The organism is Zobellia alginiliquefaciens, from assembly GCF_029323795.1.
In the GTDB taxonomy this organism is placed as follows: domain Bacteria; phylum Bacteroidota; class Bacteroidia; order Flavobacteriales; family Flavobacteriaceae; genus Zobellia; species Zobellia alginiliquefaciens.
In genome coordinates this window covers 1,117,484-1,141,699 of record NZ_CP119758.1, presented here as the reverse complement: position 1 = coordinate 1,141,699, position 24,216 = coordinate 1,117,484, and the positions used below count along the sequence as shown (strand labels likewise).

Annotated in this window: 19 protein-coding genes and 2 tRNA genes; 6 read left to right on the top strand and 15 right to left on the bottom strand. The window is 38.5% G+C overall.

Going from position 1 to position 24,216, the window contains the following annotated elements:
• Positions 1 to 6 precede the first annotated feature (6 nt).
• Positions 7 to 990: a PorP/SprF family type IX secretion system membrane protein gene (locus P0077_RS04835; RefSeq protein WP_276168009.1), complete on the top strand. Its 984-nt coding sequence runs from the start codon at positions 7 to 9 to the stop codon at positions 988 to 990.
• Positions 991 to 999: 9 nt separating this feature from the next.
• Positions 1,000 to 2,937: an OmpA family protein gene (locus tag P0077_RS04830; RefSeq protein WP_276168008.1), complete on the top strand. Its 1,938-nt coding sequence runs from the start codon at positions 1,000 to 1,002 to the stop codon at positions 2,935 to 2,937.
• 7 nt (positions 2,938 to 2,944) lie between these two features.
• Here the strand turns inward: P0077_RS04830 and P0077_RS04825 are convergent, their stop codons facing one another.
• From P0077_RS04825 to mutS, 11 genes are all read right to left on the bottom strand, one after another.
• Entirely contained in the window at positions 2,945 to 4,198 is a 1,254-nt protein-coding gene (locus P0077_RS04825) for an NRAMP family divalent metal transporter (protein WP_276168007.1), read from the bottom strand.
• 51 nt (positions 4,199 to 4,249) lie between these two features.
• The gene (locus tag P0077_RS04820) at positions 4,250 to 4,885 is read right to left on the bottom strand and encodes a SanA/YdcF family protein (protein WP_276168006.1); all 636 of its coding nucleotides are present in this window, start codon (positions 4,883 to 4,885) and stop codon (positions 4,250 to 4,252) included.
• 56 nt (positions 4,886 to 4,941) lie between these two features.
• Positions 4,942 to 5,238, bottom strand: coding sequence for a hypothetical protein (locus P0077_RS04815; protein WP_276168005.1), 297 nt, complete (start codon positions 5,236 to 5,238; stop codon positions 4,942 to 4,944).
• 286 nt (positions 5,239 to 5,524) lie between these two features.
• Positions 5,525 to 6,370: a putative beta-lysine N-acetyltransferase gene (gene ablB / locus P0077_RS04810; protein WP_276168004.1), complete on the bottom strand. Its 846-nt coding sequence runs from the start codon at positions 6,368 to 6,370 to the stop codon at positions 5,525 to 5,527.
• A 36-nt stretch (positions 6,371 to 6,406) separates the two neighbouring features.
• Complete coding sequence (locus P0077_RS04805; protein WP_276168003.1) at positions 6,407 to 7,606, bottom strand: glutamate-5-semialdehyde dehydrogenase; 1,200 nt, start codon at positions 7,604 to 7,606, stop codon at positions 6,407 to 6,409.
• On the bottom strand, positions 7,607 to 8,392 hold the full coding sequence (gene proB, locus P0077_RS04800; protein ID WP_194524716.1) for a glutamate 5-kinase: 786 nt from the start codon (positions 8,390 to 8,392) through the stop codon (positions 7,607 to 7,609).
• Positions 8,385 to 9,200 carry a pyrroline-5-carboxylate reductase gene (proC, locus tag P0077_RS04795; protein WP_194524715.1) on the bottom strand — a complete coding sequence of 272 codons (816 nt, stop codon included), beginning with the start codon at positions 9,198 to 9,200 and terminating at the stop codon, positions 8,385 to 8,387. Before proC ends, proB begins: the two co-directional genes overlap by 8 nt.
• A gap of 57 nt (positions 9,201 to 9,257) precedes the next feature.
• Positions 9,258 to 9,449, bottom strand: coding sequence for a hypothetical protein (locus P0077_RS04790; protein WP_194524714.1), 192 nt, complete (start codon positions 9,447 to 9,449; stop codon positions 9,258 to 9,260).
• A 424-nt stretch (positions 9,450 to 9,873) separates the two neighbouring features.
• Positions 9,874 to 9,957 (bottom strand) — tRNA-Leu (locus P0077_RS04785).
• 75 nt (positions 9,958 to 10,032) lie between these two features.
• Positions 10,033 to 10,105, bottom strand: a tRNA-Gly gene (locus P0077_RS04780).
• Positions 10,106 to 10,238: 133 nt separating this feature from the next.
• Complete coding sequence (mutS, locus tag P0077_RS04775; protein ID WP_276168002.1) at positions 10,239 to 12,821, bottom strand: DNA mismatch repair protein MutS; 2,583 nt, start codon at positions 12,819 to 12,821, stop codon at positions 10,239 to 10,241.
• A gap of 198 nt (positions 12,822 to 13,019) precedes the next feature.
• On the opposite strand from mutS, the gene P0077_RS04770 reads away from it, so the two are divergent.
• Positions 13,020 to 13,550, top strand: a complete 531-nt coding sequence (locus P0077_RS04770) for an RNA methyltransferase (protein WP_276168001.1) — start codon at positions 13,020 to 13,022, stop codon at positions 13,548 to 13,550.
• A gap of 5 nt (positions 13,551 to 13,555) precedes the next feature.
• On the opposite strand, the gene folK is transcribed toward P0077_RS04770, so the two are convergent.
• The gene (folK, locus tag P0077_RS04765) at positions 13,556 to 14,701 is read right to left on the bottom strand and encodes a 2-amino-4-hydroxy-6-hydroxymethyldihydropteridine diphosphokinase (RefSeq protein ID WP_276168000.1); all 1,146 of its coding nucleotides are present in this window, start codon (positions 14,699 to 14,701) and stop codon (positions 13,556 to 13,558) included.
• 71 nt (positions 14,702 to 14,772) lie between these two features.
• Here folK and sppA point away from each other — a divergent pair, with 71 nt between their 5' ends.
• On the top strand, positions 14,773 to 16,536 hold the full coding sequence (sppA, locus tag P0077_RS04760) for a signal peptide peptidase SppA (protein WP_276167999.1): 1,764 nt from the start codon (positions 14,773 to 14,775) through the stop codon (positions 16,534 to 16,536).
• Positions 16,537 to 16,612: 76 nt separating this feature from the next.
• Here sppA and P0077_RS04755 read toward each other — a convergent pair whose 3' ends face one another.
• A complete protein-coding gene (locus P0077_RS04755) occupies positions 16,613 to 18,712 on the bottom strand; it encodes an OmpA family protein (protein WP_276167998.1) in 2,100 nt (699 codons plus the stop codon).
• Positions 18,713 to 18,819: 107 nt separating this feature from the next.
• On the opposite strand from P0077_RS04755, the gene P0077_RS04750 reads away from it, so the two are divergent.
• Both P0077_RS04750 and P0077_RS04745 read left to right on the top strand, forming a co-directional pair.
• Complete coding sequence (locus tag P0077_RS04750; RefSeq protein ID WP_276167996.1) at positions 18,820 to 19,530, top strand: queuosine precursor transporter; 711 nt, start codon at positions 18,820 to 18,822, stop codon at positions 19,528 to 19,530.
• Positions 19,531 to 19,705: 175 nt separating this feature from the next.
• Positions 19,706 to 22,423: an AsmA family protein gene (locus P0077_RS04745; RefSeq protein WP_276167995.1), complete on the top strand. Its 2,718-nt coding sequence runs from the start codon at positions 19,706 to 19,708 to the stop codon at positions 22,421 to 22,423.
• A gap of 17 nt (positions 22,424 to 22,440) precedes the next feature.
• On the opposite strand, the gene P0077_RS04740 is transcribed toward P0077_RS04745, so the two are convergent.
• Positions 22,441 to 23,148, bottom strand: a complete 708-nt coding sequence (locus tag P0077_RS04740; protein ID WP_276167994.1) for a TVP38/TMEM64 family protein — start codon at positions 23,146 to 23,148, stop codon at positions 22,441 to 22,443.
• 7 nt (positions 23,149 to 23,155) lie between these two features.
• Positions 23,156 to 24,154: an NADP-dependent oxidoreductase gene (locus P0077_RS04735; RefSeq protein ID WP_276167993.1), complete on the bottom strand. Its 999-nt coding sequence runs from the start codon at positions 24,152 to 24,154 to the stop codon at positions 23,156 to 23,158.
• Between the last annotated feature and the right edge of the window lie 62 nt (positions 24,155 to 24,216).

Genomic DNA, 24,216 nt, shown 5'->3' with positions numbered 1-24,216 from the left:
CGGATAATGCAGTATAGAACACTAAAATCCTTTTACGGTTACATCTGTTTGCTTATAGGTGTATTGTTCATTTCGGCAAGTGGTTTTGCCCAAAAAGAACCGCAGTATACACAGTATATGTATAATATTGGTAGTTTCAACCCAGGTTACGTAGGCTCGGTTCAAAATCCTGAAATAGCTGCTACATATCGTGCGCAATGGATTGATATTGAAGGCGCGCCACGCACCATTCGTTTGGGGACGAATATTCCGTTTGCCAACGAGAAAATGGGGATGGGTTTTAATGTCATTAGCGACCAATTAGGACCGTCAACTCAGACGTATGTAGAATTAGCCTATTCCTACCAGTTGAATGTTTCGGATAATACCAAGCTTTCTTTTGGTATGGACGCTGGAGGTTCATTTTTAAATGTAGATTTTTCAAAAGGTTCATTTGAAAATCCTGGAGAGCCTATCTTAGGACGTGAGACTATTTCAAAATTCTACCCTACCATTGGAGCGGGTTTATTTTTGTATGAGGACGATATCTGGTATTTGGGGGCGTCTATTCCTAACTTTTTAACGGATGGAATTTATAATGATGACGTAGCCACGATTATAGAAGATAAAATGCAGTTCAATTTTATTGGGGGATATGTTTTTGATGTCTCTGAAACATTAAAATTTAAACCGGCATTTTTAATTAATTATATTAATGGCGCACCATTAAATACAAACCTTAGCGCTAACTTTTTGTTCAATGATCGGTTTACCATGGGAGCATCGTACCGGTTAGGGAGTGCTGTGAGCGGTTTGGTAGGTTTTCAGATAACCAATGGCAGTTTTATTGGGTATTCCTATGATTATAACACAAATCCGTTAGGAGAATTCAGTAGTGGTTCACATGAAGTAATTCTTAAGTTTTATCTGGGTAGAGGAGATGGTTCAAGCGGAAGCAGCAAGAGCTTAAAAGGGAAGCCTAAACAAATAGATACGCCAAGATTTTTCTAATATTAGACTATGAAATTCAGAATCTTCATATTACTTTTTATATGGGCTGTAGCACCGTCTTTCGGTCAAGAAATGACATCCAAAGGCGATAAGTATTTTTATAGCTATGCTTATGAGGATGCTATTGTTGAATACAACAAACAAATGCAAGAGGGTAAGTTTATTACCAACCATCAACTTTTGAATTTAGCGGATTCTTATTTTAAGACTGGCGAATATAATAAGGCTTCTAAATTATATTTGGATATTAATAAGAACGATACCATAATGTCTGCCCATCGTTTTAATAAGATGCTGCAGAGTTTAGCCAAAATCTCGGAACAAGAAAGAGTAAAGGCCTTTTTAAAATCGAAGAGCAATACGCTGGAAAGTGAATTGATAGAAAATGCAGGGTTCAATTACCAGTTACTGGACAAAAAAGAAGTGGAAGCTGCAGGTTTTTTTATTTTCACTTTAAACGGAAACAGTGAATTTTCAGATTTTTCACCCGCTTTTCATGAGGATAAGTTGTTGTTCAGTAGTGGAAGAAAGAATAAGTCAAAACGTATATATGGCCCCTCCGGAGAGTCTTATTTGGATATTTACGAGGCAGATATTCAAAAGGGCGGGAATATAAACAATGTTAAGGTCTATAAAGGAGTGCCGGATTCACCTTTTCATAAATCTACTCCATATTACAATAGTGTTAATGGGGGTACCTATTATGTGCTTTCCAATGTAGATGGTAAAAGCCTGGCTTTTGATGAAAAAGGAAAGAATGCACTGGCCATCGGTATGGCTTACGAAGGTGGCCTTTTTAGGTTTTTGTTAAAAGACTTAAGTACTTCTTTTTACTATCCGTTTTATGATGAAGAGAGTGAGCGATTATATTTTGCAGCTAATTTTGACGACAGTTATGGAGGTACGGACCTTTACTATGTGGTGACCAATAATGGGCAGGTCATGTCAGAGCCTATCAATATGGGGCCTAGAATCAACACGCCAGGTAATGAGATAGCTCCATTTGTCTATGATAATAGCCTTTTCTTTTCTTCCGATGTTTTTTACGGCCTAGGCGGTATGGATGTTTATCGTAGTAACATGCAACCGGACAATACCTTGAGTATTCCTGTAAATTTAGGAGAAGGAATCAATTCAAAATATGATGAATTCGGATTTATTATTCGTCCTGGCGAAGGTCATGAGTTAATGGGCTATTTTTCATCCAACAGGCCAGGAGGTAAGGGCAACGATGATATTTATGGTTTTAAAATAGCAAGTAAACCAGGTCCGCGTACGCTTATATTTAAAGGGGCCGTGGTAAAACCTCCTTATGAGAATCCTATATCGGATGTTGAAGTGAAGGTTTTGGATATTGATGGAAATGTACTAAGTCAAATGATGACCGGGGCAAATGGTATATATCAAGTAGAAATACCCTATACGGATGTGGTTTCCATTGAAATCGGAAAAGAAGGCTATTCTACTTTTAAACAAAGTTACAATCCCAAGGAACTGGAAGAGTTGCTTAAAGAGCCATCCTTAGTGGAATTGGTGTCTTTAGATGATATTGTGGAAGAAAAAGAAGGCAAGAAAGTACTTGATTTAAATAAATTTTTCTTTGAAACAGGAAAGAGCAATGTAACTATTGCAATGACTTCGGAACTGGATAAAGTGGTAGACGCTATTAAGAAATTTCCGGAACTTAAAATATCTATAGAAACCCATACGGATAGTAAAGGAGGGAGTAGTTCTAATAAGCGAATATCAGAAAAGCGTTCAATGGCCATAAAAGCCTATTTGTTGACAAATGGCGTTCCTGAAGCTAATATAAACAGGGTTGTAGGCTTTGGAGAAGAGAAAATTATAAACAACTGTACCAACGGGGTGTATTGTCTTGATTTTCTGCATAAGCAAAACTTAAGGACTCTTTTTATAATTGATAATTATGAGGAGTTTAGTAATTAAATAATCTCTATTTAAATACTACCATCCAAAAATAATATACCGAAAAAAGAGCTAGAAATAAGATGCCCACATAGGTCAAAGCTTGCAATGGTCTCTTGGGTTTATCTGCATCTGGAATTTCATCGCTCATTACATTTTTAAGGTTCATGTAACCTACAATAGGTGCCACTACAAAAGATACAAATGTAGCTAGGGCAACCAATTGGCCCATGTTAGACTTAAAAACACTAACAACTGTGAAATTCACCCCGGCCAAAACTAATACACCAATAGCAAAAATACTTTTATTGCCGGACAGTTTTAAATCTGAAAATAAAAGGTCAATAATATCCAGGCTCACCCGTGCTAGGGCATCATGAGCTGTCATACACGTGCTGAACATAGTGGCAAATGCTGCAACGGCGATAAGAATATACGCCCAGGGGCCTATATGTGTAGTGAATAACTGTACAATCTGGTCCGCAAATGTTACCGCGTTTCCGCTTAATGCTGTATTTGTACCGTAAAGCGTCATACAGCCAATGGTAAGAAAGAAAATCGCTAGAAGGGAGGTTGTAAAGTACCCAACCTTAAATTCCTGTAGAGATTCTCGTAAAGAAGGTTTGGGTTGTGTTTTCCATTTCTCAACGCTCCATAAACTTACCCAACTAGAAGCTTCCACGGTTGTGGGCATCCACCCCATTAGACTAATAAGAAATAAGATGCCCATACTATCAAAAATAGTAGGGGGAGTAAAGTCTGCTACTTTTACTACTGGCCCTTTAAAAATAACAACTACCGTAGTAACTAGTAAGGCCAAGAATAATATAGAAACCACAAACTTCAAGGAAACTTCCATGAAGCGGTATTTACCAATAATCAGCAGGAGACTTATAAAAGCAAAAAGAGCTAGTGAGATGTAGTTGATATAAATTTCGGGTACCTGAAAAAGGTTGATGAACAAGCCTGCAGTTACCGTATACAAGGCCGCTAGAATAGTAAAAGTGGTGATTAGGGTAATAATCGCATAAAACCAGAGATAAGCTCTGCCTCGGTTAAGATAGCCCTCAGTAAGCGTTTTACCTGTAACGTTGGTGTATCTCACGCCAAATTCAAAAAAGGGGTACTTAAAAATATTGGCAAGAAGTATGGGAATGGCCATTAGCCAACCATATTGGGCACCAGCCTTTGTAGATAATACTAAGTGAGAGGTGCCTATGGCCATACTGGCAAACAAAAGGCCTGGTCCAAGGTTTTTTAAAAGGATTTTCAGTTTTGACACGTAAGATAAATTCAGGCAACCAAAATAAGCCTTTTAAATGAGAAGGTAGGTTTATTTTATCTCAATACCTTCACCAAAAAATTTGGGTTGCGTGTTGAATAACAGGTCGATAAAAACTTTAACCCTAGCTAAATATTCACGTAACTTAACCTTTAGACCCTCTTTTCCGCTAATACCTTTTGCGTTAAAACCGATAGCTTTGAGTCCTTTTTTTTCGGCCAAATAAATGGCTCTTTGATTATGGAACTCCTGTGAAATGACGGTAACGCTTTGAAGCCCGAAAACTTCTTTGGCCCTGACCATAGAATCCAGAGTCCTGAATCCGGCAAAATCCAGAAAAATTTTATCGGCAGGTATACCGCCAAGTATAAGGTCTTTTTTGAACGTATTCGGTTCGTTGTAATAACGCGTACCATTGTCCCCACTCACCAATACAAAATCTATTTTTTTGGCTTTAAACAAGTCAAGTGTTGCTTTTATGCGATATGTATAGTAAGGATTTGGTAGGCCTCCAATCAGTTTTTTTGAGGTTCCAAGGACTAACCCCACTCTGTTTTTAGAAATCTGGTTAGCGTTAGAAAAGGTCTTGCCATTTGCAGATGAGCTAATTATGTAATCACACACTAGTATAAAGAGAATAAGGGCAACCAAAAGTATTCCAACAATTTTATAGTACCTTTTTCTCATATAATTAGTAACTGGGTTATAAATATAAGTAAAAGGAAGTATGTAACTACTTTCTGTTAGATAAGCTCGTTCAACTCTTTTTCCAATTTTTGGATTTCTGAATTTATAGAGAGGTAACCGCGTTGCGGAACTAATTCTAATTTTTTTGCCATTTGGTTGGCCTCAAATAGGATATTGCTCAATCGTATATTAAAGTTACGGGCCTTTTCATATTTCCTACCGTCTGTATTACCATAGTAAGAAGATTGAAACCTTTGTTTTAATTGATAAAGTTTTTCTACTAGTTTTTGCGAAGGATGAGCCAATTTTGGATTTTGATTATTGACTGTTGTTTGCGTAAAGTTCGAGGCCATATAATTAGATTTTTATGCAAAACAGAAACCAAATATAGTTTTGCTGGGTTAGTAATATGATTTCGAGGTGTATAGGTAAACGTGAATAATAGATAATTACACAGATTTTTTCGATGAAACGTAAGAATTCAGCTTATTTATTCGACTTTGTGTGACTATTTCATCTTTGAAGTTGCCCTTAGAAATAAGTAAGCAGCCTCTAAAATTATTTGTTTAATAAGAATGAAACAGCCTATCTTTTTTAGAAGATAGGCTGTTTTTAAATGAAATAAAACGAATTGAACTCCTACAAATTACAATACCAAACGTTCATACTTTCTAAGTTTCCTCTAATGACCGTATTGTTCATTAGGGTACCGCCTAATAAAAATCCATGTTTGCTAAAGGTGATATTCAGACCGTAGGAGGTAGCTCTCACTAGAGCGTAAATTGTTTTATACGAACTATTGACCACCCGTTTTTTTATTTCCTGAACTAAATAGTAGTTAAGGTTTTGACCATTGTAGTTGGGGTGCGTGGCAAAATCCACAATTTCTATGCTCGATTCACTTTCTTGAACTTTTAAAATTGCGGACACCAAAAGTTCACCTTTCTCAAAAAGACCATAGAATTCATGGTTGTCCTTTAATAACTGCTTTAGATATTCAGGTTCATGAATAGGGAATGGGTAGGAGAGAAATGCTTTCTTATGTAATTGGATAATGGCCGGAAGGTCACTTTCCTCCAGTTTGCGTACTTCTAGATACACAGGTAAAGCAAAGTGTGCATCTTCTGACGTGCTATTTGCAGCAAGTGCAATAGTCTTTACAGAAGTAATGGTTTTCTTCACTTTAATATTGCTTTTGGCACGATCCGTATTGAGGTAGTCCGCCAAGAAATAACCCGCTTTTTCTCCGTTATAAAGTTTGGGGATCTTAGCTTCTACCACATGACCTTTAGACTTAAAAACCTCTTTTGCCTCTTCGGGAACTCGACTTAAAATTTTATCATAGTCCATTTTATGTGCGATGGTCTTCATGTTGTCTATGAGTGAATTCCAATCGTACTGCTCCGTTTCCATAAGGTACACACGGTTATGTGCGCGCCCATGGTGTAAGGTGGCACCATCAATTTTCTCCAGGGTGTCGAACATTTTTCTATCCAATTTGTATTTAACTAATGTATTTCTCTATTCTCTAACCTGTCCTTCGCCAAAAACATAATACTTGTTCGTAACTAGCTCATTTAGTCCTAGCGGCCCACGGTGATGTAATTTATCGGTACTGATAGCCAATTCTGCACCTACACCCATTTGTCCACCATCGGTAAAGCGTGTAGAGGCATTTTGGTATACGGCGGCACAGTCTACCTGTTCCATAAACCGTTGGGCCGTATCTTTGTTTTTGGTCATAATAGTAGCAGAGTGTCCTCCGGAATGCTTGTTTATGGTGTCAATGGCATCATCGGTTTTGCTAACCGTACCAATACAGCATTTCATTGCCAAAAATTCTTCTTTCCAAACGGATGGATCTTGAATTAACGGCTCCTCTGTTAACACCTTTTTAGCTTCCTCATCTACCAAGAGGCTCACTCCATTAGATTTGAGGATATTAGCTAAGTCTACCATTTTTTGTTGGTAACCGTCTAAGTCCGAGTTGATCAGGATTTTATCCAAAGCATTACATGCCGATATTTTGGCTGTCTTTGCATTTAGAATCACCTTCATGCTCATTTCCCAATCTGCCTGTTCATCAACATATAAAAAGTTATTACCTCTACCGCTAACGAGAACAGCACATTTGGCATGTTCTTTTACAAATGCAATCAATCGCTCCCCACCTCTAGGTACAATTAAATCTAACTTCTGTCCTGGATTTTTCAAAAAAGCTTGGGTCTCTTCACGGTTCATATTCAGCAATTGAATATAATCCGTAGAAAGCTCGTTTTCCTTTAAGGCGCGGTGCCAAAAATCTACAAGTACCGTATTACTGTGCAATGCTTCTTTACCTCCTTTTAAAAGGATGGTGTTGTTTGCCTTAAAAGCAAGTACGGCCGCTTCAATGGTAACATCTGGTCGGGACTCGTAAATAATCATAATAGTACCAAAAGGAGCCGTTCTGTTAGTTACGTTTAATCCGTTGGGTAGATCTTGATGTGAAATTTCTTTGCCGACCGGGTCTTCCTGCGAACGTACTTTCTTTACGGCCGCAATCATTTCGTCAATTTTCTTATCGTCAACGATCAACCGCTCATAGAGCGCCTGATCGTCTTTGTTGAAAAGGTCTAAGTCCTTTTTGTTGGCTTCTAAAAGTTCAGCACGATTTTCATCTAAAATGCGAACCATAGTATCCAATACGTTATTCTTTATTTCTGTTCTAATTAGTTTCATTTATGCTTCTTGTTTTTCAATGGCTACTCGCGTACCCACATCTTTTCCATCAATAATATCTATAATCGTACGGTCTTTTTTACCGTTGGCAATAAAAGTGGGAATGCTCTTGGCTGCTGCTTGTTGGGCGTAATCTAATTTAGAACCCATGCCGCCACGTCCTTCACCAGCTGCTTTATTACTGTCTTTTATGTATTTTTCAAAATCATCTTCTGGGCCTACATGCGGAATCAAATCGCTGTCATCTGCGTTAGGGTGCCCTGTGTAGAGTCCGTCAATATCCGTTAGGATAATAAGTTTATCGGCGTTCATTAATTGTGCAATTAAACTTGCCAACTCGTCATTATCCGAAAACATTGACATGGTAACCGACACGGCATCATCTTCATTGGCAATAGGAATCACCCCTTCCGATAAAAGTCCTTCACAACAATTAATCATGTTCTGGCGATGCACTCCAGGACTAAAATCACGCTTGGTGGGCAGTACCTGGGCACATTTCATTCCAAAGTCATGAAATATATTATAGTACAATCGCATCATTCTAGGTTGGCCTATGGCCGAATAAACCTGGCGTCTTTGCGTATCATTCTCAATAGTAGAGTTGCCCAATACTTCTTTTCCGGCAATGACCGATCCAGATGAAACCAGAATAGTAAGTATGTCCCTTTCGTAAAGTTCGGCAATCTGTTCCACCAACCTACGCAACACCGGTCTTACGATGCGGTTGTCTTTGTTGGTCATGACATTGGTGCCTACTTTTATAACAATTAGTTCTTTATGCATAATGTTCTTCTTTTCCAAGTTCTACAGCGCGGTCAAAGGCCGCGAATGCTGCTTCTTTTATAAGTTCATTTACATTATTATCGTCCATAGAATCTAGTGCGGCTTGTGTGGTACCACCTTTACTGGCAACACGGTCCATCCAAGAATTAGGACTAAGGTTGTTTTGATTAAAAAGTTCAACCGCACCTGTAAAGGTTTCGCTAACTAAAACGCTTGAAACTTTTTTGGAGAATCCCATTTGTAGAGCGGCTTCCATCATACTTTGCATAAAATAGAAAACATATGCAGGACCACTACCCGAAATACCTGTAGAGGCGTCTATAAAGTTCTCATCGCTTACACGAATGGATTTTCCTGTTGTGTCCAAAAGACTTTCAACCGTTAAGAGTTCAATTCTTGAAACTTCTGTTGAAGAAGTGTAGGATGTGAGTCCTTTGCCAATTTTAGCAGGAAGGTTGGGCATTGCCCTAACAATCTTGCTCAAACCACTCTGTTCTTTCATGGCTTCAATAGTGATACCTGCCATAATAGAAATTAAAATCTGCTCAGAATTTACCATTGGCTTAATGGTTTCGAACAATTTGGAGGCGTGGTACGGTTTTACGGCAATAAAAATAATATCCGCTTGTGGTACACATTCCTCTAGTGTTTTATACGCATCAAAATGCGCTATTTCATCCAGTTCTTTCAGTTTCTCTTCGGAGCTGTCTAGCACCATAATGTTCTTTTTTTTGAGCAATTTGGATTTGGACATGCCTTCTGCATAGGTTAATCCCATATTTCCGGCTCCGATTACTAATACTTTCATGATTTTGTTTTAAAGAGTTTAGTATTGAATTTCTAAAGTAAAGTCTTCTGGTTTGGTTTAGATAAAGAGTTGACAATCATCATAGTTCTTTATTTTTCCGTAATAGGTTTTACGGTATTTCTGCAATGTGCTAACAGGTAGCCCAAGGAAGTAGCGCTTAATGGAAGTGACCTTGGTGGTCAATTGCCCCATTTTCGCGCTATAGTGTCTTTCTGTTTTCGTCTTTCTTCTTATATATAATAACCTCATAAAATTTGTTTAGCTTGTAACATATCATAAAAGAAGGCTATTACAAGTATATTGTGTTAAGGTTTTGTTATTGTAGTCCTTTAGGGTTAGTATCTTACATAAAAAGTAAGATTTTTCAATATACACGTAGTTGTTTTATAGGAAGGGTCTATAATTGGTGCTTATTTAAAAATAAGGAAATTCAGCAGGTTAACGAAAAATATAAAATTTTGAGCTGCTTTTGTTTTGTAGGAAACAATCTTACAATTATGATGGTACGGAAATTATAATTTTGCTATCCTCTCTAATGGCTAAAAATCTAAAATCTTGTAAAATCTAAATGGAGAGGGAAGTGAAAATAAGAGTAATATAGCTTGCTGGTCGTAGACCTGTTTTCAAAAACCAAAAAACCCTCGAAAATCATAAGATTAACAAGGGTTTAAAGTACTCGAGACGGGACTTGAACCCGTACGGACTAATGTCCATTGGATTTTAAGTCCAACGTGTCTACCAATTCCACCACTCGAGCCGCTATTGGTAAAGTCTTTAACAAAAAAACGCCACAAAGCAGCGTTTAAGTTGTTGAGCAAGATTTTGCTCTTTGAGCGAAAAACGGGATTCGAACCCGCGACCTCCACCTTGGCAAGGTGGCGCTCTACCAGCTGAGCTATTTTCGCATATTAAATTAAGGTAAAGAACGTGGCATCTTTCACAGATGCGGATGCAAATTTAATACAATTCTCTAAAATGCAAAGGAAATTTATATGAAATCTTAAAAATAAAAAATCAGCGTTTTTTTGGTCCGGAAATTTATGAAGTTGCCTTCTTGTTTTTGGTCAGTAATCGCTTAATTTCATTCAATTTCATCAACGCTTCAACAGGTGTTAAGGTGTTGATATCTAGATAGGTGATTTCTTCCTTTATTTGTTCAAGCAAAGGGTCGTCTAAATTAAAGAAGCTCAGTTGCATCTCATCTTGGGCACTTTGTAATTTATCGGTAAGCTCTTCGCTGGAGTGGGATTTCTCCAATTTTTTGAGAATTTTATTCGCTTTGTGAATGACTTGAGAGGGCATACCCGCCATTTTTGCCACGTGAATACCAAAACTATGCTCACTTCCGCCCTCGGTCAATTTCCGAAGAAAAAGTACATTGTCTTTCAATTCCTTTACTGAAACGTTATAATTCTTGATGCGCTCAAAAGTGGCTGCCATTTCGTTCAGCTCATGGTAGTGCGTTGCAAAAAGTGTTTTTGCACGTGCAGGATGCTCATGTAGATATTCGCTAATGGCCCAAGCAATGGAAATACCGTCATACGTACTTGTTCCGCGGCCAATCTCATCTAAAAGCACTAAACTACGCTCAGAAAGGTTGTTCAAGATAGAGGCGGTTTCGTTCATCTCTACCATAAAAGTAGATTCGCCCATTGAAATATTATCACTTGCACCTACACGGGTGAAAATTTTGTCTACATAACCTATTTCAGCAGCTTCTGCGGGTACAAAAGACCCCATTTGAGCCAGAAGTACGATTAATGCCGTTTGTCTTAAAATGGCTGATTTACCACTCATGTTGGGACCGGTAATCATTATGATCTGTTGTTCGTCTCGGTTAAGGATAACATCATTGGCAATGTATGCCTCGCCCAATGGCAATTGCTTTTCAATTACTGGATGTCTACCATTTTTAATGTTGATTTCGGTAGAATCGTTGATTTCTGGTTTTGAATAGTTGTTCTCCTTGGCGAGTTGCGCAAAACCGCACAGACAATCCAATTGTGCAATTTGCTGTGCGTTGTTCTGTACCGGGGCAATGTATTCTTGTGCCCAGACTACCAGTTGAGAAAATAATTGCTGTTCTAGGTTGAGAATACGTTCTTCGGCACCCAAAATTTTGGCTTCGTATTCTTTTAGTTCTTCGGTAATATAACGTTCCGCATTTACCAAGGTCTGTTTCCGGATCCACTCTTCGGGAACCTTGTCCTTATGGGTGTTTCGAACTTCAATGTAATAGCCGAAAACGTTGTTTGAGGCTATTTTAAGGGAAGTGATGCCCGTACGTTCGCTCTCACGTGCCAGCATTTTATCTAAATAGTCTTTTCCTGAAAATGCCAATCCGCGAAGTTCGTCCAACTCGTCTGAATATCCATCGGCAATGGTCTTGCCTTTTGGAATGTGAACCGGAGCTTCTTCATTGATCATTTCCTTTATTTTGCTGCGCAGCATATCGCAGGCATGCAACTGATCGGATATGAGTTGTAGGGCCTCGTCTTCACTCTGAGCGGTAAGTTGTTTTATGGGAATGATGGCTTCCAAAGAATTCTTGAGCTGAACAATTTCTTTTGGGTTCACCTTTCCGGTAGCTACTTTGGAAATAAGACGTTCCAAATCACCCATTTGTTTGATGCGTTGCTGTATTTTTAGCAAGGTATCATCATGACCGTGCAAATAGGAAACTACCTGATGTCTGCGACTAATTTTTTCGGTATTCTTTAGCGGGAGTGCTAACCACCGTTTAAGCATTCGGCCGCCCATTGGTGATAGGGTTTTATCAATAATACTCAAAAGAGTAACTGCATTCTGATTTGTAGAATGGTAGAGCTCTAAATTTTTGATGGTAAAACGGTCCATCCAAATATGTTCCTCTTCGGCAATGCGTTTTAAGCTGTTGATGTGCTGTAATTGCCTATGTTGGGTTTCCGATAGGTAATGTAAAACCACTCCGGAAGCAATAATGCCATGACCAAGGTGGTCAACACCAAAACCTTTTAAGGTACTAGTATTAAAATGGTTGGTAAGCGTTTCCTGGGCGTAGTCGTTCTGATAGACCCAATCCTCCATGTAAAAGGTGTGAAATTGCTTTCCAAAAACATCTAAGAATTCGTTTTTATGTTTTTTTGAAACTAAAACTTCATTGGGGGCAAAGTTCTGTAAAAGTTTGTCTATTTGTTCTTCGGTGCCTTCCGAGGTTAGGAATTCGCCTGTAGAAATATCAACGAATGACACACCAAGTAGCTTTCTGCCAAAGTGAACGGCACAAAGGAAATTGTTGGACTTTGCGTTTAGAATGTCATCGTTCATCGCCACACCTGGGGTAACCAGTTCGGTTACGCCACGCTTTACGATGGTTTTGGTCATTTTTGGGTCTTCCAGTTGGTCACAAATAGCAACTCGCTCACCGGCTTTCACCAATTTAGGCAAGTAGGTATTTAGCGAATGATGAGGGAAACCGGCCAGTTCGGTACGGTCGCCACCATTATTACGATGCGTGAGAATGATTCCTAAAATTTTGGAAGCCCTAACGGCATCTTCTCCAAAAGTTTCATAGAAATCGCCAACGCGAAACAATAATAACGCATCAGGATACTTGGTCTTGATGGTGTTATACTGCTTCATTAAAGGCGTAACCTTTTTTGTTTTTTGTGATTTTCCCAAAGCAATCTGAATAGTTTAATTTTACAGCGAAAGTCCGTAAAACGAAATTACTATTTTTTATAGGGATGATAAACCATTGTTGATATTTCAGGATAAGTTTATCTTCAACGTTTTACCTTGTAAAAACACTAAAAATTACTCCTAACGGGAAATTATAGCATGCGTAAACTTAAGAATGAAGAACTGGATAGATTGGATGTTGAAGCTTTTAAAGAAGCGGAAAAGTCTCCCATTGTTATTGTGTTGGATAATATTAGGAGTTTAAATAATATTGGATCGGTCTTTAGAACTTCAGATGCTTTTCTGATTGAAAAAATATATCTCTGTGGCATAACGGCACAACCTCCCCATAAAGATATTAGGAAAACGGCCTTGGGAGCTACCGAAAGTGTAGCGTGGGAATACAAAGAAAACACAGTTGATTTGGTCAGAACTTTAGCAGAAGACGGTTACACGGTATTGTCCATTGAACAAGCTGAAAATGCAATTATGCTGAACGAGTTAAAAGTGGACGCTGCTAAAAAGTATGCTTTGGTATTCGGTAACGAGGTCAAAGGCGTTTCGCAAGATGTGGTTGATGCGAGTCATAATGTAATAGAGATACCGCAATATGGAACTAAACACTCGTTGAATATCTCGGTGAGTGCAGGTGTAGTGGTTTGGGATCTCTGGTCTAAAATAAATGCATAGAAGGATTAGTTAGGCAGGCGAACGGCAAACTTCGTAATCTTGTCAAGTATCGTTTCGTAATCTTCTTCGTTCTCAACAAAATCAAGGTCGCCCAGCTCAATAATAAGATTGTTCTGTTCTGGGTATCCCTTAATGAATTCAAAATACCCTTTGTTAATCTTTTGAAGATAATCCGGGGCAATTTTCTGTTCGTAATCACGACCTCTCATTTTAATATTCTCCAACAAGCGCTCCGTAGTTTGGTAGAGGTAGACATAGATTTTCGGTTTTTTCACCTCTTTGTACATCAAATCGAACAATTTCCGGTATAGGTCAAATTCCTCTTGCTGGAGCGTAATACGAGCAAATATGAGGGATTTGTAAATATCGTAATCGCTCACCATGAACTTCTTGAACAGGTCATATTGCGAAGTGTCATCCGTAAACTGCTGGTACCTGTCTGCTAAGAAAGACATCTCCAAAGGAAAGGCGTAACGGCTTTGGTCTTCGTAAAATTTAGGTAAAAAGGCGTTATCCGCAAAACGTTCCAATACCAATTTGCCGTTAAAATCTTCAGATATTTTATTGGCCAAAGTAGTTTTACCGGCACCAATGTTACCTTCAACAGCAATAAAATTAACGTGTGAGAAAAGGTCTGAACGGTTTCTATGCAATTTAAAAGTGGTGCGTTCCAGCTTCCCCTTGTCACGGCACTCCTGAATAAGGTTTCGCGTGTCTTTATTTAAAATGGGGTGATAGAACTGAGGGGCAATATCAGATAGCGGTTTAAGCACAAACTTACGATAGGTAAGCTCCGGATGCGGAATTACTAGGTTTTCAGAAATAAAGGTTTCCCTTTCGTAGTATAGAATGTCAATATCAATCGGTCTTGGTTGGTAGCCGTCCTCAGTAGAACGTCTTCTTCCCAATTTGGTCTCAATATCCAGAAGTGTACGTAAAAGTTTTTGCGGTGCCATTGTCGTTTTTAACGATAGGCAGATATTCATGAAATCGCTAGACTCAAAACCCCAAGCACTTGTTTGATATACATGCGATATCCTTTCCACTTCGCCGGCAGCTTTGTTTATAGCGAATACGGCGTCTTGCAGGTTGTTCAAAGTATCACCAAGATTGCTTCCTAGTGATAGGTATACTGTTTTGGGGTTGCTCATAATATCTTACAAAGTAACAAAAAGTAGGTGTGAGTTCGTTATCTTTGGGCAAAAATACTAACCCATTTTTCATGAAATTTTTAAGAAATCTTTTGGCGGCTATCATTGGTTGCTTAATTGCTTTTGGTGTAGTTCTTATCATGTTCGTCATTTTTATAGGTATTGCCAGTAGTTCTGAGGAAACGGTTTCCATCAAGAAAAACTCAATTTTAGAGTTGCAACTAAAACTTCCTATTAGTGATTATGTAGGGGATAATGATATGGATCCGTTCACAGGGGCTTTTATAGAGCAGTCTCAGGGTCTTGATGAGATTTTGCACGCTATTACGGTAGCAAAGGATGATGGCGATATAAAAGGTATCAGTATCAATAATAATTTTATGATGGCCGGCCTTGCCCAAACACAGGCGGTCCGTAAAGCATTGGAAGAATTTAAAAGTTCCGGTAAGTTTATCTATACCTACGGAGATTTCTATATGCAAAAAGACTACTACCTCGCCAGTGTTGCAGATTCCATTTTTGTAAATCCGGTGGGCGGATTGGATTTTCGCGGACTGTCTTCTGAAGTGTTGTTTTTTAAAGATTTACAGGAAAAAACGGGCGTAAAAATGGAAGTTATACGCCATGGAAAGTATAAAAGTGCTGTTGAGCCTTTCATTTCTAACGAAATGAGCGAAGCAAACCGTACCCAGATTAAAGAGTTGATAGGCTCATTGTGGAATTCTATGGTAGAAGATATTTCTAATGGGAGAAACATTTCTACAGCCAACTTGAATATCATTGCTGATACTTTGGGAGGTAGAACACCGGAATATGCCAAAGAAACAGGACTTTTAGACGATGTTATTTTCTTTGATCAATATGAACAGAAATTAAGAAATGCGGTTAATTTGAACGACGATGATGATTTGAATGTTGTAGCGTTGGAAGATTATGTCATCCGTTCTAACAAAAAAATAATTAGAAACGGGAAGGACAAAGTAGCTGTTGTTTTTGCGCAAGGCGAAATTTTATATGGCGAAGGAGGCCCTGACGTTATTGGGCAAGGGATAATTAATGAAGCTATTATAAAAGCGAAAGAAGATGATGATGTAAAGGCAATTGTGCTTCGGGTGAATTCCCCAGGGGGAAGCGCTTTGACTTCTGATATTATTTGGAGAGAGATAGAATTGGCAAAGAAGGTAAAGCCGGTTGTGGTTTCCATGGGTAACGTGGCAGCTTCCGGGGGGTATTATATTGCCGTTGGTGCCGATAAAATATATGCAGAACCTACAACTGTTACGGGTTCAATAGGTGTTTTTGGTACGATACCCAATATGAGTGAATTAGCAGGTGATATCGGTATTAATGCAGAGCAGGTAGGTACCAATAAAAATTCTGTAGAGTATTCGGTTTTTGAACCGATGACCGAGGAGTTTAGAGGCTATGTTCAAGAAAGTATTGAAAGCACCTATGACACATTTTTACAAAGGGTTGCTCAAGGACGTAATATCAGTATGACCGTAGCGGATAGTTTGGCGCAAGGGCGTGTATGGAGTGGGGTAGATGCAAAACGAATAGGACTGATCGATGAGTTGGGCAACTTGGAAGATGCCATTGCCGAAGCGGCAAATATGGCTGAATTAAATGATTACGGAATCAAGAAATTCCCTAAGTATAAATCCGGTTTTGAACGTTTAATGGAAGATTTAGGAGGTGCTAGTGCCAAGGTTAAACAAGAGTTTATTGAAGAAGAAATTGGCACAGAAGCCTATTCCATATTAAAACAAGTAAAATCCGTTATGGAACAAGAAGGTGTTCAGGCCCGTATGCCTTTTGTATTGGATATAAAATAAGGATGATATAACTTTTATTGAAAAAAAAGAACCAGCTACTAGCTGGCTCTTTTGGTATTTAGATAGATTGTGTTTTCTATTTTACAAGGTTGATTTCAACCCTTCTGTTTTGAGCGCGGCCATCTTTGTACATATTGCTTGCAATAGGCTTGTCTTCTCCGTACCCAATAGCAGTTAAACGAGAACTACCAATTCCTTTTTCAATTAAAAAGTTCTTCACGGAGATAGCTCTAGACTCAGATAGTTTTTGGTTGGTAGCTTTGCTTCCTATACTATCCGTATGTCCTTCTACGGTAAATTTAGCATCTGGGTATTCCTTTAGGATAGTGATGATGTCTACCATAACACTTGTTGATTCAGCCTTGATACTTGCTTTTCCAGAGTTAAAAAGAATGGTTTTAGCATAATCGTTCAATTGTTTCTGAACTTCTTCGGTAACTTCCGGTGCTTCCGGGCATCCCTTATTGGCTACTGTACCGGCTTCGTTGGGGCATTCATCATTTTTATCCAGAACACCGTCATTGTCCGTGTCTGGCCAAGGGCATCCTTGATTTTCGGCAGCTCCTGCTTCATTGGGGCATTTGTCGTCTTCATCCATTACATCGTCGCCATCTGAATCTACTATTGGACAACCGTGGTTTAAAACTTCGCCGGCTTCTTCAGGGCACTTGTCATCTTTGTCCAATACTTCGTCTCCGTCAGTATCGGGCCATGGGCATCCGTTATTTTCGACTGGGCCAAATTCATCTGGGCAGTCATCTTCTTTGTTTACTATGCCATCACCATCTTTGTCTTTAGGCTTTCCTTGGTAGACCGGTATTTTTAATCCGGCATACACGTCGGCAGCTTTGGAATTGTCACTCAATAAAAGAGTCATTACAGACCCAGAACCTATGTATAACGGACCCGCTCTAAAACCGGCTCCCCATTGTGCTCCTGAACCTTGAGTTAGGCTTACGGGCATATAAAAACTGAACCATTTGCTCTCAAAACGAGGTGTAAGCGATACCATAGTTGGTATTCTGTTCGTGTTTACCTTTGAATCTGAACGTAAAGAAAAATCAGTATTTAAATTCAGATAAAATCTTCTGCTCAAGCTATAGTCCACATTTAAATGTACGGCCGTTGGCAAAGCAAATTTTTCTGAATCGCCCGTACTTGTTTGGGTGTATAAGTTGTCTAGAATATCCTCTAGGTTCTCTTCGTTCTCAAAATCTTCCTCGTTTACCGTTCCAGTAATATCATAGGTGTTTTGGGTTCCGTTTTTATAATTTATAGATCCTAAATCACTAATGGCAAGTGCGAATTTTAATTTGTATTTATTCTCATGTTTAAAGGAGTTAGACCCGTCTTTTGAGGCGTAATTAGCATAATCCGGTCTCCATTCGTAAACAGCACCTAAATCAATACCAAAACCCGTTGCACCATCTACGATTTCAACCTCAAAATCTTCAAAGTTGTCATCAATATTGTCACTATGTCCATAGTTGACTTCACCGGTTGAGGTGATACTTCCTGTAGTTTGTCCTCCAGGCAAGGTGCTACCATCCGCATCATAATCTATGGTGATATTTTTACCGCTGGCGTAGGCGTTGCCCATACCTTGTAGGTATTTTAACGAGATACCTCCTTTTAAAAAATGGTGGTCTTTGTTCATTAAGACCTGCGCATAGGTGACCCCAACTTCGGCCCATGCATTGGCTGTAAGGTAGACATCTTCTTCATCTATCATTAAGTCTTCGTTTTCATCAAAATCGTTGGAGATACTTTCAAAAGTATTTCCGTTTATCTTGTTTACGTTATACCCAACTCTTCCTCTGGTAAAAATTGCCAATGAACTGGTGGGGGTAAGGTTAAACATGAATGAAGGCCCTAAAACATCTGCATTACCAAAGAAATTATTACTGTCCTTTGGGTGTTTTTTGCCATCGGTATCAAAATCAAAACCTGAGGTAACAACATCGCCAAGTTTTAATCCGTAGTAATCATTACTAAAGAAAGTGCTGGCACCAACAATATTTATATCCGTTTTAAATCTAGAATCTGTAATATTTGCAGGGTTGGCAATAAGACTGTGAACACCACTGTAATTATCGGTCAAAAAACCGACGTACGATTGTGCTTTGGCACTTAGACCGCCTAGAACAAGTAATGAGGTCAGTATGGTTTTTTTCATGCTTGGTAATTTTTAGGTTATTTTTGGTTTTGTAAGTTGTGTTGCAATAACGAACAAGCATCGATGAAATTGTACCGTTTAACGATGATTTTAATAGGAATATACTTATGACCGTAAAAGATAGCCGCCTGGCGTATAAGATTTACCTGTATTTAGGAGCACTTTTTATTACCTCTCTGGTGGTTTCCAATCTTATTTTTCAGAAATTTTTCTATTGGAATCCTTTTGGTGACTTTACCATATTTGGGGTTTCGCTTTTTGAAATTTCGGTCGGAATTTTACCTTACCCAATCACCTTTTTAATTACCGATTTAATCTCCGAGATTTATGGAAGAAAAAAGGCCAACCAAATTGTTACTGCGGGAATTTTTGCAAGTTTGTTCTCTATGGCTATTATTTTGGTTGCGGAAGTGGCCCCGGCCATCCCATCTTCTCCGGTAGACGATAGTACGTTTTCGAGTGTTTTTGCACTTTCACCAGTTGCTGTTTTGGCATCTATGATTGCTTATCTTTTTGCGCAATACATAGATATTGCCATTTATCATTTCTGGAAAAAACTTACTAAAGGTAAATACCTCTGGGTGCGGAACAATTTTTCAACCTTCCTTTCTCAGTTTGTTGATACCTGTACAGTTGTAGGGTTATTATGCGTTTTTGGTGTTTTGCCATGGGACCTATTTTTCGGTTTGGTGGTAAGTGGATTCATTTTTAAGATTTTTATAGCATTTCTGGACACTCCTTTTCTGTATTTGCTCGTATATATCATGAGAAAACGGTTCAAATTAGATGTTGGCGAAGAAATAACACTAGAGGTATAATAATCAAAGCTTTTTTAAGTTGTATCGATAGTGTTAAGAGTCTTGATTTATGAGCTAAAAACTACGACCTTCTTTTAGTAGGTTGTTTGTTTTTGGAAAATGATTTTTCAAGGTTTAGACCAACATCCAGATTGTATTCCGTTTAGTTTTGTAATTCAGTAGTTGAAATAGAAATATGAAAAAGAAAATATTTAGAATTTTAGGAGTGTTTGTATTGCTTATTGTTGTGATATTGGTAGCCGCACCCTTTTTTCTTGAGTCGAAAATTGGTGATATTATCAAGAATAACGCAAACAATAATATTAATGCCACTCTCGATTTTTCAAAAGCCGATTTAAGTCTGTTTAGCAGTTTTCCCAATGCAGAGGTAAGTCTTGAAGATGTGGTTCTCTTAAATAAAGCCCCTTTTGAAGGAGATACGCTTTTTGCTTCAAAAAAAGTGGCTCTTTCTATGGGCATCGGTGAGTTGTTTAAAGGTCAAGATGAGCCTATTGGCATTAAAAGTCTAACCGTAGATGATGCTTTGGTAAATGTAACTATAGACAAGGAGGAAAACGCCAGTTTTGATATTGCTATACCTTCAGATGAGCCAAGTGCTCCTGCAGAGACAAGTACTACGGATGGTTTTAACCTAGATTTACAATCGTATGCCATTACAAATTCCAGGATTGTATACGATGACCAATCCACAGGTATGCGCTTTGAAATTTCAGAAATGCAGCATAATGGCAAGGGCGACCTTTCTTTAGAAAAATCCGAGTTGGATACTTTTACGGAAGCGTTAGTGTCTTTTGAGATGGATAGCACCAATTACCTGAACAAAAACAAGATTCAACTAGATGCTTTAGTTGGGGTTGATTTAAAAGAGAGTAAGTATACTTTTTTGAAGAACGAAGCCCTTATTAATCAATTGGCTTTGGTTTTTGATGGGTTTATAAAAGTGAATGAAAATAATCAAGAGATTGATATCACCTTTAAAACACCTTCTTCAGATTTTAAAAACTTTTTAGCCGTCATTCCAGAAGAGTATTCCAAGAGTATTGAAAATGTAAAGACCACCGGAAACTTTATCCTGGAAGGTAAGTTCAATGGTATTGTAGATGAAGAGCATATTCCAAAATTCAATATTAATATCAACTCTGAAAATGCTTCGTTTAAGTATCCTGATTTGCCAAAATCAGTTCGTAACGTATTTATAGACACAAAAATTAATAACACTACAGGTATTGCGGAAGATACGTATGTAGATATTGATAAGCTGTCTTTTATGATAGATGAAGATAAGTTCAATATGACAGCAAACATCAAGGAATTGATGGGGAACACTAAAGTAAATGCCCATATAGATGGTAATATGAACTTGGCCAATTTGGAAAAGGCATATCCGGTGCCAGCGGATTTGGATTTAAAAGGACTTCTTGTTGCAGATATTAGCACTGCTTTTGATATGGCTTCCATTGAAAAGGAACAGTATGAGAACACAACTACAAACGGTATATTAAGCCTAAGCGATTTTGAATATAAGTCCGATGAAATTCCTAATCCGGTTAAACTTCAGAAAACAAGTGTAACTTTTAATCCATCAACGGTTACGCTAAATGAGTTGAGCGGTTCTACCGGAAAAACCGATTTTAATGCGAAAGGAACCATTAAAAACCTTCTAGGTTTTATGTTCAATGATGAAAAGGTAGAGGGTGATTTTGACCTTTCTTCAAATGTATTTTCGTTGAGCGATTTTATGGTTGAAGAAACCGAATCCGTTCAAACGGAAAACAAAAGTGAAGGGGAGAAACCTGCCGAAACGGTAGCTGAAGAGAAAATTAAGATTCCTTCATTCTTGGATGCCAATATTAATGCATCTGCCAATACCGTGCTTTATGACAATCTTACGCTGAAAGACGTAAAAGGTAATCTTCGTATAAAAGATGAGAAGGCAACGCTGAGTAATATGACGTCTTCCATTTTTAATGGAAAAATGGCGTTCAACGGAGAGGTTTCAACCAAAGAGGAGACTCCTAAATTTGCCATGAATTTAGATATGAAACAGTTGGGAATCAGTGAAACCTTTAAGTCGCTTGAGCTTTTTAAGGCCGTTGCTCCAATTGCTCAGATTTTAAAGGGAACGTTAGATTCGGATATTAAACTCTCCGGTAGTCTGACTGATGATTTAGTACCAGATTTGTTGACATTAACCGGTGATATTTTTGCGGATATCATGACGCAGGAAATCGATTCGGAAAGTGCTCCGTTGCTTACTGCCCTGGATAGTAAGCTAAACTTTATAGACCTTAAACAACTTAATCTAGATGACCTGAAAACTAAGCTTACTTTTGAAAATGGCCTGGTGAATGTGAAGCCGTTTACAGTTAATTATAAGGATATAGCCATTAATGTAGGGGGTAGCCATACTTTTGATAAGAAAATGGACTATAAGGCCACTTTGGAGGTTCCGGCTAAATATTTAGGCAGTGATGTAGGGAAGTTGATCGCGCAAATTGGTGAGGATGACCTTAATGATTTGAAGATTCCCGTAGTTGCCAATATTGGGGGTAATTATGACAATCCTAGTGTGAGTACCGATTTAACCTCTGGTGTAAAAACCTTAACGAATCAGTTGGTTGAGATTCAAAAGCAAAAATTGGTTAATAAAGGAAAGGATAAGGCCAAAGATTTAATTGGTGATGTTTTAGGAGGTAATTCTTCTACAACTGATTCTACAAAGAGTTCAACCAAAGACAATGTAAAAGAAGTTCTTGGGGGATTGTTAGGAAATAGCAAAAAAGATACGACCACAGTTGAGGCAGATACGGCTGCTCCTAAAAAAGAAGAGGATGCCGTTAAGGAAAAGGCCAAAAACATTCTAGGTGGTCTATTGGGCAAGAAGAAGGAATAGCTGAAAAGAATATTGCTCTAAGAACTCGGTTTATGTTTTTTGTCATACCAAACATAGAGTAGAAATAGTGCTAGACTTACTAGTGAGCCCCAGAGTAAACCTGTTTTCATACTGTTGGTGCTTTTTCCTAGGACAGCAATAAAGATTGTAAGTGGGGCGATGCCGATAAGGGTCGCCCCAATAAATTTCCAGTAGCCCATTCTTAGAATTCCACCCACGAAACTAATGGCGTCATTTGATAAAAATGGATTAAGGCGGGTTATCATAACGGCCCAAAAGCCATAATCTTTCAGAAAATCGGCTACTTTGTTTTCTGTTTTTCTTCCAATAATCCGTTCAACTCGGTCTTGACCTAATAGTTTTCCAATGAGGTAGCCTACAGATGAGGCAGAGAAAACAGCTCCCAAGATTAATATACTACCCCAAATTGGGCCATAAGCTAAAATGGAAGCGACCATGAGCATGATCGATGGCACCACGATCATAAACATTTGGGCTATCATAGCCAATATCAATATTACGGGGCCCCAAGCTTCAAATTGAGAAACCCAGTTCTCAACTTCCCTACGGTTTCCACTGGTAAGCACTTGCCAAGCTTCATTGAAAAAGGATTCCATTTCAGGTATAGTAAAATAACCGATGACCAATGCGGCAACCGTAATAAGGGATAGGTACATTGGCCATTTACTTTTGCCGGAAGAGTTGTTTTCGTCAGTATCGCCCATAGATGTTCTAGTAAATTTTAACGACCATTTTACCTTTATTTTTTCCTTCAAAAAGGTCAATAAACGCCTGTGGTATATTTTCAAACCCTTCTACAACAGTTTCTGAATAAGTCAGTTTATCTTCATTGAGCCATTTTGTAAGTTGTTGTATGGCTGGTCCAAATTCCTTCACATGGTCACGAACCAAAAAACCTTGCATTTTAACCGTTTTCTTTACAAAGATACCTTCATAGCGAGGACCGGTTTGGGGCTCTGTTTCGTTGTATAGTGAAATCGCTCCGCAGTTAATGACGCGTCCGTCTTTGTTTATATTGTTCATAGCGGCATCTAGTATTTCGCCCCCAACATTGTCATAATACACATCTACTCCGTTTGGACAAGTGCTCGCAATGGCCTCTGCCATATCTTCCGTAGACTTATAATTAATGCCTTCATCAAAACCGAATTTCTCTTTCATTAATTCTAGTTTTTCATCACTACCGGCAATACCCACAACGCGACAACCTTTTATCTTTCCAATCTGTCCTACAGTGCTGCCAACTGCACCAGAAGCTCCGGAGACCAACAGTGTTTCTCCTTTCTTTAAATCTCCTATCTTATCAAGACTGATATATGCGGTTAACCCGGTCAGGCCTAAGATGCCTAAATATGCTGATAAAGAGGCTTTGTCCTCATCTACTTTATTCAGCCCTTTTCCATCGGATGTTTGATATTCTTTCCATTTCAGCATTCCGTGGACGAAATCGCCTTCTTTGAAATTACTGTTTTTAGAAGAGATGACCTCGGCTACGATGTTGGATTCTAAAGGTTCGTTCAGTTTAAATGGATCTATGTAAGATTCCACATCCCGCATACGGCCGCGTAAATAAGGGTCGACCGAGACATATTTCGATTTTAATAGAACTTCTCCATCTTGATCTTCTGGTTGGTCTTCTTTGGTAAATTCGAAGTCGGAAAGTTGAGGTTTACCTTCAGGCCTATTTTTAAGTAATATTGCTTGATTCATGTCGTTACCTTTAAATTTTTTTGAAGGTAACGTTGTTCATAGCACAAGAATGATGCTAACCG

Excerpts from the sequence above, each read along its gene's own strand:
- P0077_RS04770 (WP_276168001.1), top strand. The coding sequence starts at position 13,020 with ATGCGTAAACTTAAGAATGAAGAACTGGATAGATTGGATGTTGAAGCT.
- P0077_RS04790 (WP_194524714.1), bottom strand. The coding sequence starts at position 9,449 with ATGAGGTTATTATATATAAGAAGAAAGACGAAAACAGAAAGACACTAT.
- folK (WP_276168000.1), bottom strand. The coding sequence starts at position 14,701 with ATGAGCAACCCCAAAACAGTATACCTATCACTAGGAAGCAATCTTGGT.
- P0077_RS04820 (WP_276168006.1), bottom strand. The coding sequence starts at position 4,885 with ATGAGAAAAAGGTACTATAAAATTGTTGGAATACTTTTGGTTGCCCTT.
- P0077_RS04815 (WP_276168005.1), bottom strand. The coding sequence starts at position 5,238 with ATGGCCTCGAACTTTACGCAAACAACAGTCAATAATCAAAATCCAAAA.
- P0077_RS04830 (WP_276168008.1), top strand. The coding sequence starts at position 1,000 with ATGAAATTCAGAATCTTCATATTACTTTTTATATGGGCTGTAGCACCG.
- P0077_RS04755 (WP_276167998.1), bottom strand. The coding sequence starts at position 18,712 with ATGAAAAAAACCATACTGACCTCATTACTTGTTCTAGGCGGTCTAAGT.
- proB (WP_194524716.1), bottom strand. The coding sequence starts at position 8,392 with ATGCATAAAGAACTAATTGTTATAAAAGTAGGCACCAATGTCATGACC.
- P0077_RS04750 (WP_276167996.1), top strand. The coding sequence starts at position 18,820 with ATGACCGTAAAAGATAGCCGCCTGGCGTATAAGATTTACCTGTATTTA.
- P0077_RS04805 (WP_276168003.1), bottom strand. The coding sequence starts at position 7,606 with ATGAAACTAATTAGAACAGAAATAAAGAATAACGTATTGGATACTATG.
- P0077_RS04745 (WP_276167995.1), top strand. The coding sequence starts at position 19,706 with ATGAAAAAGAAAATATTTAGAATTTTAGGAGTGTTTGTATTGCTTATT.
- proC (WP_194524715.1), bottom strand. The coding sequence starts at position 9,200 with ATGAAAGTATTAGTAATCGGAGCCGGAAATATGGGATTAACCTATGCA.
- ablB (WP_276168004.1), bottom strand. The coding sequence starts at position 6,370 with ATGTTCGACACCCTGGAGAAAATTGATGGTGCCACCTTACACCATGGG.
- sppA (WP_276167999.1), top strand. The coding sequence starts at position 14,773 with ATGAAATTTTTAAGAAATCTTTTGGCGGCTATCATTGGTTGCTTAATT.
- P0077_RS04740 (WP_276167994.1), bottom strand. The coding sequence starts at position 23,148 with ATGGGCGATACTGACGAAAACAACTCTTCCGGCAAAAGTAAATGGCCA.
- P0077_RS04835 (WP_276168009.1), top strand. The coding sequence starts at position 7 with ATGCAGTATAGAACACTAAAATCCTTTTACGGTTACATCTGTTTGCTT.
- mutS (WP_276168002.1), bottom strand. The coding sequence starts at position 12,821 with ATGAAGCAGTATAACACCATCAAGACCAAGTATCCTGATGCGTTATTA.
- P0077_RS04735 (WP_276167993.1), bottom strand. The coding sequence starts at position 24,154 with ATGAATCAAGCAATATTACTTAAAAATAGGCCTGAAGGTAAACCTCAA.